We start from the raw sequence: 13160 nt of genomic DNA on the forward strand, positions 1-13160 counted from the left end.
GCGATCGAGTCTTCAAAGTCGTTTGCGGTGTGCAAAATGTTGGATTAGCTGAGAGTATTTAGGCAAGTAGCTTGGGTTAGGTTGGGATCGACGGTGGCGAGGGTTAGTTCGTAATGAACGGCGGTGGCGGCAATGAATCTATCTGCGGGGTCTTGGTGTATTATATCTAGTTGACGGCTCAGAATCGCAATTTCATTGGTGAGGATTGCTTCTTTTGTGTCGAGTTCTTGTAGGCTTTTTTGAATCCATTTTTCTGGTGTGGGTTCTAGGGTTAATCTTCCTTTTTCGGCGAGTAGTAGGGTTTCCCAAATGCTAATGGGACTTAACCAAAGTTCGTTTTCTTCGTTAGCAATCGCCGTTTGTAAAGTGGTTGATAGGCGAGGATTCCCAAGACGATACCAAAGCCAAATGTGGGTATCTAGTAAGAGTTTCATGACAGGACATCCCAAGTTACGATGTTAGAGGTTGGCTCGATGATATCTCCGATAATTTTGCCGCTATCTTTGACAGATCCGAAGGCTGCTCGTTTACTTTTTTTGATGGGGGAGATAATGGCAACAGCCCGATCGTTTTGGGCGATGGTGAGGGGTTCGCCGGTTTGTATGGCTTGGGTGAGTAGGGCTTGGATGGTTTCGGGAAGGTCGGAAAGGGCGATCTGTGTCATGGTGTTAGTGGGGTGAGGGTATAGGGACTTACCGTACATCGATTTTAAGCTGTTGTGCATCTAGATTATCTATGATATTAGAGGGGGAGAGGATTTGACGATTTTTGGAATGTTGGGTTTCGTTCCTCAACCCAACCTACAATTTAAGCCAATTCTAGGGAAAGAAAACACGCCCTAGTCCTACCCGGACTAAAACCTAATTTTGCCAGATGTCTATTATTCAATCTAAAATCTAAAATCTAAAATCTAAAATCGAATGACCGCACAAACACCAGTACAATTCCAAGACAGTTTCGACATCATCGTAGTAGGTGGCGGACACTCCGGCTGCGAAGCCGCCCTCGCCACTTCTCGCCTCGGCTGTCGCACCCTTCTCCTCACCCTCAACCTCGACAAAATTGCGTGGCAACCTTGCAATCCGGCTGTCGGCGGCCCGGCTAAAACCCAACTTACTAACGAAGTTGATGCGTTAGGCGGGGAAATTGGCAAAATGGCCGATCGCACCTACTTACAAAAGCGCGTCCTCAACGCATCGAGAGGCCCCGCAGTGTGGGCGCTGAGAGCACAAACAGACAAGCGGGAATACGCCGCTGTGATGAATAATATTGTTGAAAATCAAGAGAATTTAACCATCCGCGAAGCGATGGTAACAGACTTAGTTTTGGGCAAAAATGAAGAAGTTATCGGAGTCGAAACATACTTCGGCGTCGCTTTTGAATGCAAAGCAGTAATTCTCACCACAGGCACTTTTTTAGGTGGCACGATTTGGGTAGGCAATAAGTCGATGCCCGCCGGACGTGCGGGAGAATTTGCCGCCGTTGGTTTGACGGAAACTCTCAACCGTTTGGGCTTTGAAACTGGCAGATTGAAGACTGGAACTCCGGCAAGAGTTGACAAACGTACTCTCGATTACACCAACCTAGAACCGCAGCCGGGAGATACAGAGGTTCGCTGGTTTAGTTTCGATCCAGAAGTTTGGATCGAACGGGAACAAATGCCTTGTTATTTAACTCGAACTACGCCAGCTACTCATCAGTTAATTAGAGACAATTTGCACCTTTCTCCAGTCTACGGCGGCTGGGTTGATGCTAAGGGGCCGCGCTATTGTCCGAGTATTGAAGATAAGATTGTGCGGTTTGCGGATAAGGAAAGTCACCAGATTTTTATTGAACCCGAAGGTAGAGATATTCCTGAACTTTATATCCAAGGATTTTCTACTGGTTTACCAGAAAATTTGCAGTTGCAAATGCTGCGGACTCTTCCGGGTTTGGAAAAGTGCGAGATGATGCGCCCTGCTTATGCTGTGGAGTATGATTATTTGCCGGCTACTCAGTGCTTTCCAACGCTGATGACTAAGAAGATCGAAGGGCTGTTTTGCGCGGGTCAGGTGAACGGTACAACTGGATATGAGGAGGCGGCTGCACAGGGGATTGTGGCGGGGATTAATGCCGCGAGGTTTGCGAAAAATCAGGAGATGATTGTGTTTCCTCGCGAGCAAAGTTATATCGGCACTTTGATCGATGATTTGTGTACGAAGGATTTGCGGGAACCTTACCGGATGTTGACTTCGCGATCGGAATATCGGCTATTATTGCGATCGGACAATGCGGATCAACGCTTGACGCCGCTGGGACGGGAAATTGGCTTGATTGACGATCGCCGGTGGGAGTTGTTCGATCGCAAACAAGCTAATATTGTGGCAGAGAAGGAACGCTTGTACTCGACGCGGGTGAAAGAACACGAGGAAGTAGGCAAGGCAATTTTTGCTGACACTCAACAAGCGATTAAAGGTTCAATTACTCTGGCTGATTTGTTGCGTCGTCCTGGTTTTCATTATGTGGATTTGGAACGCTACAATTTAGGCAATTCTAGTCTGAAGTTGGCTGAGAAAGATGGTGCAGAAATTGACATCAAATATTCCGGCTACCTGCAAAGACAGCAAAATCAAATCGATGACATTGCCAAACACGAACGCCGACAATTGCCTGCAGATTTGGATTACATGGCAATTACAACTCTATCCAAAGAATCGCGGGAAAAATTGGCTAAGGTGAAACCGCTGACGATTGGCCAAGCTGCCCGAATTGGTGGGGTGAATCCGGCTGATGTTAATGCTTTGTTGATTTTTCTGGAAGTGCGAAACCGTCAGCAGCCAGCGGGTGTTGCTAAATAAGCTAAACTATAGCAATCCTAAATCATTTGCATAATTATTGTAGGGGCAATCCGACCCCTACTCCCCGTGGTTGCCCGATAGATAGGGGGTAGGCACGGGGAGTAGGGGTAGCACTACCCCTACAAATTTATCTGAATCATTTAGGATTGCTATAGAGGTGTCTCAAGACTCCCTTGAGTTTTATTAAAAATAGCAATTTTTGCAGGATTCGTAAACTTTTTACCCCACCCCAACCCTCCCCTTATCAAGGGGAGGGAGTAAGAAATTCACAAATGATTTAGGATTGCTATAGCAGTATGAAAAAGTGTGACTATTGTGGCACCACTATTTTGTTCTGCGGCTTTCATAGTGATGGATATAGATTCTGGGCTTTGCTGAGTCACGGTATGAATAAACTTTTCGCTTGATGTTACAAAAATCACCCGACTGGGCTTATAAAAATTCCGAAATCTTGAATTTATACCTGTATTCAGCAAAGCCACAAAAAAGGAAAACTGGCAGAATGTCAACTCTAATTGATGAAATTCTGCCAGTATATTGTAGATATTGATCAATCCTCGAACCAAGTCTGAATTTCGCAAATATTCCGCATAAGAATCAGCGTTCATCGGTGGTTCAAACCTCCCCAAAGTCCCCACCAGTGTTGCCCCCTCAAAGCCTTAAAAGAACAGCGAGATGCCTTGCTATACGCTTATATACGTGCTCACTGGTGGTACTGGGGAATAGAGCGGAATGAGGTATTGGGCGATCGCACAATCGGCTACATAATCATTCCCCAACTTTCATAAAGAGTGCGAGAGAGAGGGGGAGACAGCGAGAGGGAGAGGGGGAGAGAGAGGGGGAGAATGGGGAAACACAGTTAAATTCATCCGTGTATCCGTGTCCGAATCCGTGTCGTGCCCTTCTTCCCTCTTCCTTCTTCCTTCCTCCTTCCTTTAATGTGCCCAGAGAATCACACCAGCTTCATAAGGACTGCTGAGATTATCGTGCTTGGGCAAAACGCGCAACGACAAACCTTGCAAACCGCTAGAAGTATAAGTAATGTCAGCCGTATAAAGGCTAGCATTGTTAGCATCTTCTCCCAAATACTCCATCACCACCGGCACGCCACCAATGATATCGCCGTTAGCATCAACCGAGCCTTGATAAAGTTCAACTTGCACGTCTGCAGGCGTCAATCCCATCAGATTAATCCGAGATTTAACAGAGATCGACTGATTGACCTTAACTTCCTTATCCTGGGAAATATCAACAGCCTCAATCTTAATATCGTGCCACTTCGCGAGAACGTGCTTCTTCCAGTGAGACAACTCCTTGGCCGGAGCGCAATTATCAGAAGTCATCGTGAAGAATCGATCGCTCACCGGGAAATAAGCCCGCCGCGCGTAATCCTTCACCATCCGAGCAGTATTGAAGAAAGGACAGTTCAAGCGAATAGAATCCTTCATTTTCTCCGTCCAACCGCGGGGAATGCCATCAGCATCCCGGTTGTAAAACAGCGGTACAACTTCCTTTTCCATCAAGTCGTACAAAGCATTCGCCTCGACATCATCCTGATACTTAGTATCTTCGTAAAATTCCCCATGTCCGATCGGCCAACCGGTACGAACATAATCAGCCTCATCCCACCATCCGTCTAGAATGCTCAGATTCGGCAAACCATTCATCGAAGCTTTCATCCCGGAAGTACCCGAAGCCTCACGCGGGCGGCGCGGCGTATTCAGCCACACATCGCAGCCAGACACCATCATCCGAGCAACGTTAATGTCGTAGTTCGGTAAAAACACCATCGAGCTCATCGTCTCGTGCTCGCGGATGAAGTGAACGATATCTCGAATCAATTCCTTACCCGGAATATCCATCGGGTGAGCCTTCCCAGCAATCACAAACTGCACCGGGCGATTTTGATCCCGCATGATCCGCATAATTCGATCGACATCGCGCAAAAACAGCGTCGCCCGCTTGTAAGTAGCAAAGCGGCGTGCAAACCCGATCGTCAGCACCTTCGGATTGAGAGCCTCCCGCGCGTGTTCGATTTCCGTTTGGGCCGCACCGCGCTCGCGCAAAGTCTTTTGCAGCCACTCCCGTGCGAACACCACCAACTCCGATCGACAGCGTTCGTGATTGCGCCACAATTCCTCATCAGGAATCGACGAAAGCCTGTCCCAGAGACGATCGTCCTTACCGGTCATTTCCCAGTCCGGGCCAAGGTATCGATCGTATAACTCCTGAGTAGACTTCGCCACACAACTGCGAGCGTGTACCCCGTTGGTAATCGAAGTAATCGGTACTTCTTCCTGCGGCAAACCCGGCCACAAACCCTGAAACATCGGGCGCGACACCACACCATGCAAAGCCGCCACCCCGTTGACAAAACTCGACATTTTAATTGCCAAAATTGCCATATTCAGAGGTGCGGACAAATCGCCAGTATTCTCCCGGCCCAATCCCAGAAACTCATCTTGCGACAAGCCAAACATCTTGGGATACTGACCTAAATAGTGCATCACCATATCCGGCTCGAACAAGTCAAACCCAGCCGGCACCGGCGTGTGAGTCGTAAACATACTGCTCGAAACCACCACCTGTTCCGCTTCTACGAAACTCAGGTGATATTCCTCCATCAGCATCCGAATGCGTTCCAAAGCCATGAAAGCCGCGTGGCCTTCATTCATGTGATAAGCCGTAACTGTCAGCCCCAATGCCTTGAGCATTTTCACGCCGCCAATACCCAGCATGATTTCTTGGTGCATCCGCAGAGTTTTATCACCGCCATACAGTTGGTCGGTAATATCTTGGTCGTAGCGACTATTAGGTTCAATATTTGTATCCATTAGGTACAAAGGAACCGTTCCCACTTGTACCCGCCAAATCCGGGCGTACACCTTGCGGCCGGGATAGTCTACCTCAATCCGCAATTCCGAACCGTCGGGATTGCGTTCTGGGTGCAGCGGCATATTGTAGAAATCGTTGAGCGGATAGCGTTCTTGCTGCCAGCCGTCGGCGTTGAGATACTGCGAAAAATAGCCTTCTTGGTAAAGCAGGCCGACACCGACTAAGGGCAAGCCCAAATCGCTAGCTGATTTGAGGTGGTCGCCTGCGAGCACACCCAAACCGCCCGAATAGATCGGTAGGGCTTTAACTAAGCCGAATTCCATCGAAAAGTAAGCGTAGCATTCTTGCTGCTCGGTGCCGCGCTGTTTGCGGTACCAGGCGCGGTTTTTGAGATAATCGTCTAACTGCTGGGCTGCTCGGTTCATTTGGGCAATGAAGCCTTCGTCTTCTGCCATTTCTTGCAGTCGCTCTTGAGATATGGTTCCGAGCATCAGCACCGGGTTTTGGTTGCTGGAGTCCCACAGGTCTCGATCGAGGCGGCGGAAGAGGTCTTTGGTATCGACGTTCCAGTCCCAGTGCAAGTTGTAGGCAAGCTTGCGTAGGGGTTCGAGAATTGTCGGTAGCGACGGGGAAACGTTAAATGTGCGAATTGGCTGCATAGACAAAGCATTTATGTTGGGGTAGCGATATTTTCCTCTGTCTTTGGGTACAAGTCCGTTATTCTGCACACTATTTTAAGTTTTAAGCTGCGGGGGGCGATCGGCTGTTACCTTAACTGCGGTGGCGCGAGCAAATGCCGATCGCCCGCAAAACAGCTTTTCGCACTTCTGGATGAGATTTCTCTATACCGTTAGACCGAAAAATCCAGTGTCCGCCGCCCGCGTGTTCCAGCAAAATTCTCTTTCCATCGGGCAAAACTATTTGCCACAAGTTTAAAACGGAGGTTTTAACTAGCTTGCACTGAATTTCGTGCAAGTTGGTTTCCATGAGCTTGAGTTGATGCAGTACCTGATTTTGTGCCGCTGATTTCATTGGATTTTCACTCCTGATTTAACGCTTGTGAGAGAAAGGGGCTTGGTTCTGCAAGTCCAAACCCCTGCAGGTTAAGGGGTGTGCAGGTGTTTGCGAAAACACTTGCACTAATGGGAGACACTATTGTTAAGGCGGTTTGAGCAAGCTAAACACCCAATGTCAGGCCCGCCCGGCCGCCTTTTGTCGTGTCTATAAAAGCAAGCATACTTGCGTAAATCCGGTTTGTCAAGTGTGCTTGCTTTGTTTTGCTGATATATGTCCAGAAAGAAGCCCAATCAAGATCCAAATACCAAGCCAGCCTTGCAAGTATTGAGAGAGGCTGTCGGTTTAACTCAATCTCAACTCGCAAGCCAAATCCCCGATAAAACAGGAGCAAAAACTTTAACTCGACAGGCGATTAGCAATTGGGAGCGAGGACTTGATGCCCCGGAGCTGACAATTCCTCAAGTTAAAGCGCTGTGTCACGCTTTGGGCAAGAATCTTAACGAATTGCCCGACAACTTAGGCCCGCCGAAGCCCTCTAGCAGTGATGATGTTGGGGGTGCAGCGCAGGAAAATAAGTCGGGAGACTAAGATTCGCGGTCAAGAACTATAACTTTCGGGGGCGCACGAAGCACCTGATCCCTATTGGTGGGTGAGGCGCGCCGATTAACTATTGTCAGCAATAGATAAATCTTGAACCGCGCCTCACCCACCCTACAATTGACTGATGACTGATGAGGAATGACTAATGACTAATTAAGCAATTTTTACTTGTTTCAACTGAGAATTTAGCAATAGCTTCCTAGCATCGCCAGCCGAGAGTGCAGGGCTGAAATAATAACCCTGAATTTCTTGACAGTGGAGTTCGCGCAAACACTCCAACTGCTCTTTAGTTTCTACTCCTTCGGCTACCACGCTCAAGTTCAAATCTCGCCCCAGCGTCGCTACAGCCTTGGCGATCGCCCGTTCGCAGGGATCAGTCGTCAATCCGCTGACAAAGGATTTATCTATTTTTAGGATATTCAGGGGAAACTTTTTGAGATAATTTAGAGAACAATAACCCGTGCCGAAATCGTCCAGCGCAATTTGCACTCCCATATTCTGCAACTCCCTGAGAACTTTTGTGGTATAATCCACATCTTGCATGGCTGTAGTTTCGGTAATTTCTAACTCTAAATACTTGGGTGCTAAACCGCTTTTTTCCAAGCATTTCGCTACCATTTCTAATAAATTAAATTGCTGGAACTGCCGAGCCGAAACGTTGACTGCTACCCGCAAATCTGGCTGCAAAGCATCCTGCCAAGCTTTATTTTGAGTGCAGGCTGTTTGCAGCACCCATTCCCCAATAGGTACAATGAGTCCGTTCTCTTCGGCGATGGGAATAAATGTAGCGGGAGTAACTAAACCTAATTGTGGATGTTGCCAGCGCAGCAGAGCTTCCATGCCCTGAATTTGCCAAGTAGTAATGTTGACTTTTGGCTGATAGAAAACCTCAAATTCTCCTTGTTCTAAAGCCTCGTGCAGTCTGTGTTCTATAGTTAGTAAATGGCTGCCGTGGGGATTAAGTGTTGAAGTATATAACTGATAGTTATTTCTTCCCATTTCTTTAGCGTAGTACAAGGCAGCATCGGCATTTTTGACTAAAGTTTCGGCCTCTTCACCATCATCGGGATAAAGGGCAATGCCGATGCTGCTGCTAACATGAAACGGTTGTCCTTCTAGTTTAAATGGTGGCTTTAAATTGTTGAGTATTCTTTGAGCTGTTTTAACGGCATCTTCTAAGCAATTGATGTCGGGAAGCAGTATGGTAAATTCGTCGCCTCCCCAGCGGGCTACCGTGTCAGTCGATCGCAAAGTGTCGCTGATGCGTCCGGCAAAACCTTCTAACAGGCGATCGCCCGCAGCGTGACCTAGTGTATCATTAATCTTTTTGAACCTGTCCAAGTCTAAAAACATCACAGCAAGCATTTTTTTTGTTTGTTTAGCTTGTTTTAAGGACGCCAGCAGCCGCTCGTTAAAAAGTATCCGGTTCGGTAAACCGGTGAGTTGGTCATAAACAGCTTGATAGCGAATAATTTCTTCAGCTTGCTTGCGCTGAGTAATGTCCATCATCGTGCCGATCGCCCTGACTGCTTGGCCACTTTCATTGCGGATGATATAGCCGCGATCGAGCACAAAAACATATCCCCCGTCTGCACGGTGAAAGCTGTATTCTTCCGACCAACATTGAGCGTCTGAGTTCATTGTTTGGTTGAAGCTTAACATCACTCTTTCCCGTTCTTCGGGATGAATATTTAGCCACCAAGATTCTAATTCTATCGTCTGAGTTTCGTTAAGTTTGTATCCAAAAACTTTTTCAAATTCTTCGCTTAACCAATACTCATTTTTTAACAAATCAAAGTCCCATACGGCGTCATTTGTCGCCCGCGTCAGCAGGTGAAAACGTTCTTCACTTTTGCGGAGTTTTTCTTCGGATTGCACCCGTTCCGTTACATCCCGAAAGCTGAATACTCGACCAGTAATTTTGCCTCCCGTGCGCTGAGGCAACGAGTAGCGCTCGAAGATTCTGCCATCTGTCAACTCCATGAGATCGTAACTTTCTGCTGCAGGGCGATCGGACAATTCTTTAGCACGGTTGAGAAATATTTCCGGGTATTTTAACTGGTTGATTTCAAAACCCAAAATTTGGTTATTATCTCTCGAATCCACCAGCAAATCCGGCAACTGCCACATTTCGGCAAATTTACGGTTAAAGCTAACAACTTTTCCTTCACTGTCAACCGCCAGAATACCGTCAGCCGTAGATTCAATGGTTGCTTGAAGCAACGAAAGAGATGTTTCTAGTTCTAACTCTGCTAATTTGCGATCGCTGATGTCAAATGCTGTGATCAAGATTGAGGCTTTTTTTTCAAATTTTATAATATCTACAGTTGCTTCAATCCAGCGCATGTCTCCAGTTTTCGTGACTATTACTAATTCATATTTAGAGCCTGCTGTTGAGCGCGCATGGCTGGATTTACCCCATTTTTTAACTATTTCTATAAAATCTAGATGAATTAAGTCGTATAAATCCAATGCTAGTAATTCTTCGCGAGTATATCCTGTCAGAGCTTCTGTCTCAGCATTGACATAGCGTAACTGTCTGCGGTGATAGATAAATGCCACAGCATTCACAGTTTCTATCAGTTGGCGAAACTTTTTTTCACTGCGCCGCAAATTTCTTTCAGCCCGCTTGCTATCAGTAATATCTTGTGCTATATATAACTTGCCGCTGACCTGGCCTTGACTGTCGCGAATAATTGAAATAGAAAGCAGTATAATTATTTTTTTTCGCTGTTTAGAAAGGTAGACTTTTTCCACGTTGTGGACAGAACCTTCGGCTGTTAAACTTTCTAAATCTAACTCCGGGGCTGGTGATTCACTTTTCTTAAAAAGTCCGGCTATTGGTTTGCCTAACAACTCTTTTTTAGAGTATCCCAAAAGTTGACAGGTAGCTTGGTTTAACGATAGGATATGACCGCCTGGAGTCGTCGCAATTATCGAGACGTTCATTTCCTCACAAATATCGAGAGCATATTCGGCAGTTTGCTGCAAATCTTGGGTCATCTGGGCAATAGTATGCCAGATATCCTGTTCTTTTTTTGGATATAACACTTTTTCTCCTTTTGGTAGCTTGTCATTCTCTGTTTCAGACTTCGGCTTGATTAACCTCATCGTCTTGGATAAGCTATTTACTGTCTTCCCCCGGATCAATAATGAAATTACCAAACCAAGAAAAACCAGAGAATAACCGATTAGTTTTAACCTAAACTTAGGATATTTTTGATTGGTTAGCTGAGAGTTGATATGATTGTAATTAGGATATTCTTGTGGTTCAATTTGGGATAAATGATTCAAAAATAATGCGGCGCTTCCAGAGGTAAGGGGACGAGATGCCGATCGCAAATAGCTATGTTTTTGAGACAGCACCAAAACCCTTTCTACAGGGTGAGTGCCAGATTCACCCCATACACTTATCGGTAATATTTTTGCACTCATGCTAGATTCCACACCAAAAATAGCAACCGCGAAATATCCCCAAATTAATTGAAAAATTATTTTCATTTGCTCTATTTCCTAAGATAAAATACTTTTTTAGGAACCAAAAATTGTAAAAATCTTAGCAGAAGTTTCTCTGCCATAGGAAAACCCAGCCACCATTAATTCATGTGGATTTGTAAATTAAATTTTAGCCAGGTAATAACTTAGCTTTATAACTAATTACAATTTTAATCTTAATTTAAAATGTGTCATCAGCCATTGTGCCACAAATTATCCGCCATTCTGCCTAGACACCGGGTGAGAGCGCGCTAAAATTAGATAATTCCCGCAAGGAGGCGATCGGGATTTGTTAGAAAAATAAACAATTAGCTTAAAATCTATGCAGAGGTCCACTAATTGAACCCATGAGTCAGACCATCCCAGAACTCCAAAAAGAAGTCCGCGCGCTGCAAGCAGAACTTACCGCCCTGCAAGAGTCGCGGGAAAAACTTGGCGTAGAGCGCTCAGAGTGCCGAGTGGCAGTCAGTTTTCCCAAAAATAATACTCCTGAAGCCATTGCCGAGTTCCACCAGCAAACTGCTGCTTTTGGGGAGCAGTGGTTGCAGCAAATCCAGGAAATTGACCGAGAGACTAAAAATATTGAAAAGCAACTGCAACAAAAACAGGCTTTACTCAATTACAAGCAAGGTGAACTAGAAAAATTGGTGGCCGGAGAGCACTGGCAAGAACTAGAAAACAAAGTTCAAACCGGGGAAAAGCGCTTGCAAACACAAGCTCGCAGAATCAATCAAGCAGCAGCGCAGCTACAGGCAGAAATCCAAGCTTTGAAAGCACTGTACGACCAACTAAATCCTAGTTATTCCGAGTGGTTTCAACAACCAACTCAAATAGTCAAATTTTCGGCAACAACTATTCCTTACGCTGTTCCCAGCAGCAGCGGGTTAATCTTGGAGAATAAGGAGATTGAGTGGGAAAAAAAGTAGTTTAGAATTGTCAATTTTAAAGGTAAATTAGTGATGTAAATGTCGCCGTCGAATGCTCCAATAAGCAAGACAGATTCGACGGCAACATCGCAAGGCTTTTACCTGCTTTTTTAGATAAAAAATACAACACTGCCTCTGGCGCAGTGAATTTTCAGATTTTTGAGTTTCATTTTTTGAAACAGGTTTATTTTCAACTCTGGTGTCAATCTAAAATCTAAAATCTCAAATATAACAGTTCTGGACGCATCAACCGGGTTTTACGAAAAGACTTTGTTGCAGCCCTGGCTTCCGCTAAAAAACCCGATTGATGAGAGCGAGGAATGCGTAAGCCCTGTCTAAAATCTCAAATAGACTTACTAATGAAACAATTGATTTGGATAGCGCTATTTATTCTGGTTGCGGTGACGGCTGTCGGCTGGGGTTCTGACTCGTGGCAGCGGTTGTCGGCTGTACCAGAAGTGGGAATCGATCGCAATATCCACACTTCCCAAAACCCGTCTCCCTTACCGCTTCCTGCTGAAAAAAATGCAGTTTATCTGCCCCAAATTGACCCGTCTCGGTTGTGGAAACACGTCGATAGTTTAGCAGGAGAACGCGATGAAGAAGGCTCTCGATCTTTTACTAGAGACTACATTTCCCAACAACTGCAAACATTAGGATTTTCCGCAGAGTTGCAGCCGTTCGATCGCGGAATTAACGTCTTTGCCGAAAGAAAAGGCACTGACTCAAACGCCGGGGCAATTTTAGTTGCAGCACACTACGATACTGTACCAAACTCCCCCGGCGCTGACGACAATGCGACGGGAGTTGCAGTAGTTTTAGAAGTAGCAAGATTGCTGGGTTCTCGCCCCACGCCTCGGACATTGCAAGTAGCATTTTTCGACAGGGAAGAACTCGGACTTTTAGGCAGTTTAGCATTTACAGGTAACGACGCGCGGTTAAAAAATTTGCAGGGTGCGATCGTCCTAGATATGGTAGGTTATGCCTGCCGCACGCCCGGATGCCAGCAATATCCCGAAGGATTGACAGCGCAACCTTTTCTAGAAGCATCGGGGGTAACTTCTCCCGATAAAGGCGAGTTTATCGCTGTGATTGGGGATGCGGAACATCCGCTGCTATTGAAAAGTTTTGCGGAGTCGGGAAAAGCCGATTTGCCGCCTGTGGTGGCGCTGCCGGTTCCCCTGAAAGGGTTGCTGACTCCCGATGTTTTGCGGAGCGACCACGCGCCTTTCTGGTATAAAGGAATTGGTGCTGTGTTGGTGACGGATACTGCAAATTTGCGATCGCCACATTATCACCAATCTAGCGATACATTAGCAACTATCGATCGACCTTTTTTCGCCGGTTCTGCTCAAATTGTTGTTAATGCCACCGCTAAATTATTGGAAATTAGGTAATTGGTAATCTACTCGTTACCAGGCTCTGCCTGGTAACGCATATCGGGAGGCTC

The 13160-nt window shown here is 46.1% G+C and carries 10 protein-coding genes; 4 read left to right on the forward strand and 6 right to left on the reverse strand.

Annotated elements, in window-relative coordinates; genetic code table 11:
* Positions 1 to 44: 44 nt before the first annotated feature.
* Both QUB26_RS06505 and QUB26_RS06510 read right to left on the reverse strand, forming a co-directional pair.
* Positions 45 to 434, reverse strand: coding sequence for a PIN domain-containing protein (locus QUB26_RS06505; RefSeq protein WP_333138798.1), 390 nt, complete (start codon positions 432 to 434; stop codon positions 45 to 47).
* Complete coding sequence (locus tag QUB26_RS06510; protein ID WP_333242286.1) at positions 431 to 724, reverse strand: type II toxin-antitoxin system Phd/YefM family antitoxin; 294 nt, start codon at positions 722 to 724, stop codon at positions 431 to 433. The genes QUB26_RS06505 and QUB26_RS06510 overlap by 4 nt, the downstream gene beginning before the upstream one ends.
* Positions 725 to 920: 196 nt before the next feature.
* Here QUB26_RS06510 and mnmG point away from each other — a divergent pair, with 196 nt between their 5' ends.
* Positions 921 to 2837: a tRNA uridine-5-carboxymethylaminomethyl(34) synthesis enzyme MnmG gene (mnmG, locus tag QUB26_RS06515; RefSeq protein WP_333317178.1), complete on the forward strand. Its 1917-nt coding sequence runs from the start codon at positions 921 to 923 to the stop codon at positions 2835 to 2837.
* Positions 2838 to 3103: 266 nt separating this feature from the next.
* Here the strand turns inward: mnmG and QUB26_RS06520 are convergent, their stop codons facing one another.
* The 3 genes from QUB26_RS06520 to QUB26_RS06530 form a co-directional block, all read right to left on the reverse strand.
* The gene (locus QUB26_RS06520) at positions 3104 to 3445 is read right to left on the reverse strand and encodes a hypothetical protein (RefSeq protein WP_333317180.1); all 342 of its coding nucleotides are present in this window, start codon (positions 3443 to 3445) and stop codon (positions 3104 to 3106) included.
* A gap of 327 nt (positions 3446 to 3772) precedes the next feature.
* Positions 3773 to 6331, reverse strand: a complete 2559-nt coding sequence (gene glgP / locus QUB26_RS06525) for an alpha-glucan family phosphorylase (protein WP_333317256.1) — start codon at positions 6329 to 6331, stop codon at positions 3773 to 3775.
* A gap of 112 nt (positions 6332 to 6443) precedes the next feature.
* A complete protein-coding gene (locus QUB26_RS06530) occupies positions 6444 to 6704 on the reverse strand; it encodes a hypothetical protein (RefSeq protein ID WP_333317182.1) in 261 nt (86 codons plus the stop codon).
* Positions 6705 to 6959: 255 nt separating this feature from the next.
* Between QUB26_RS06530 and QUB26_RS06535 the strand changes: the two genes are divergently transcribed.
* Entirely contained in the window at positions 6960 to 7277 is a 318-nt protein-coding gene (locus QUB26_RS06535; protein WP_333317184.1) for a helix-turn-helix transcriptional regulator, read from the forward strand.
* 165 nt (positions 7278 to 7442) lie between these two features.
* On the opposite strand, the gene QUB26_RS06540 is transcribed toward QUB26_RS06535, so the two are convergent.
* Complete coding sequence (locus tag QUB26_RS06540) at positions 7443 to 10790, reverse strand: EAL domain-containing protein (RefSeq protein ID WP_333317186.1); 3348 nt, start codon at positions 10788 to 10790, stop codon at positions 7443 to 7445.
* Between the two features lie 341 nt (positions 10791 to 11131).
* On the opposite strand from QUB26_RS06540, the gene QUB26_RS06545 reads away from it, so the two are divergent.
* Positions 11132 to 11710: a hypothetical protein gene (locus tag QUB26_RS06545; RefSeq protein ID WP_333317188.1), complete on the forward strand. Its 579-nt coding sequence runs from the start codon at positions 11132 to 11134 to the stop codon at positions 11708 to 11710.
* Positions 11711 to 12069: 359 nt separating this feature from the next.
* On the forward strand, positions 12070 to 13107 hold the full coding sequence (locus tag QUB26_RS06550) for a M28 family peptidase (RefSeq protein ID WP_333317190.1): 1038 nt from the start codon (positions 12070 to 12072) through the stop codon (positions 13105 to 13107).
* Positions 13108 to 13160 lie beyond the last annotated feature (53 nt).

The sequence above is a fragment of the Microcoleus sp. B4-C1 genome (assembly GCF_036705285.1).
Classification (GTDB): Bacteria; Cyanobacteriota; Cyanobacteriia; order Cyanobacteriales; family Microcoleaceae; genus Microcoleus.

Bases quoted from the DNA above. Each gene is read 5' to 3' on its own strand.
- QUB26_RS06505 (WP_333138798.1), bottom strand. From the start codon at position 434: ATGAAACTCTTACTAGATACCCACATTTGGCTTTGGTATCGTCTTGGG.
- QUB26_RS06530 (WP_333317182.1), bottom strand. From the start codon at position 6,704: ATGAAATCAGCGGCACAAAATCAGGTACTGCATCAACTCAAGCTCATG.
- QUB26_RS06510 (WP_333242286.1), bottom strand. From the start codon at position 724: ATGCACAACAGCTTAAAATCGATGTACGGTAAGTCCCTATACCCTCAC.
- mnmG (WP_333317178.1), top strand. From the start codon at position 921: ATGACCGCACAAACACCAGTACAATTCCAAGACAGTTTCGACATCATC.
- QUB26_RS06540 (WP_333317186.1), bottom strand. From the start codon at position 10,790: ATGAAAATAATTTTTCAATTAATTTGGGGATATTTCGCGGTTGCTATT.
- QUB26_RS06550 (WP_333317190.1), top strand. From the start codon at position 12,070: ATGAAACAATTGATTTGGATAGCGCTATTTATTCTGGTTGCGGTGACG.
- QUB26_RS06520 (WP_333317180.1), bottom strand. From the start codon at position 3,445: ATGAACGCTGATTCTTATGCGGAATATTTGCGAAATTCAGACTTGGTT.
- glgP (WP_333317256.1), bottom strand. From the start codon at position 6,331: ATGCAGCCAATTCGCACATTTAACGTTTCCCCGTCGCTACCGACAATT.
- QUB26_RS06535 (WP_333317184.1), top strand. From the start codon at position 6,960: ATGTCCAGAAAGAAGCCCAATCAAGATCCAAATACCAAGCCAGCCTTG.
- QUB26_RS06545 (WP_333317188.1), top strand. From the start codon at position 11,132: ATGAGTCAGACCATCCCAGAACTCCAAAAAGAAGTCCGCGCGCTGCAA.